Raw genomic sequence first — 312 nt, 5'->3', positions numbered from 1 at the left:
ACTTGAGGATCGGGAAGCGGCGGACCAGGGGAGTGGCGGCCCACTGTGTGCCGAGTCCGAGGGTGGTGCCGGCGCCGGTGAGGGTGAGGCCGGCCAGGACGATGGCGTAGACGATGTGCTCGTCCATGAAGGGGTTGGTGGTCAGGGGCAGTTCGGCGGCCCACATCATGAGCAGGAGCAGTCCTCCGGTGGTGGCGGCGATGCGCATGCCCACGCCGAGGATGAGGGCGGTGCCGATGCCGGCGAGGCCGGTCATGAACAGCCAGTCGACCCAGGGCTGGCCTGCGAGGGTGTTGAACAGGCCGCCGAAGG

At 69.2% G+C, this 312-nt stretch carries 1 pseudogene; it reads right to left on the bottom strand.

Annotated features, from left to right (window positions below):
* Positions 1 to 312: pseudogene (locus QSK36_RS43240) on the bottom strand (hypothetical protein); the annotation flags it as partial.

Origin of the sequence: Microbispora sp. NBRC 16548 (assembly GCF_030268985.1) — a bacterium.
Classification (GTDB): domain Bacteria; phylum Actinomycetota; class Actinomycetes; order Streptosporangiales; family Streptosporangiaceae; genus Microbispora; species Microbispora catharanthi.
The sequence above is the reverse complement of the archived record's forward strand: the minus strand, read 5'-3'. Positions and strand labels throughout refer to the sequence as shown.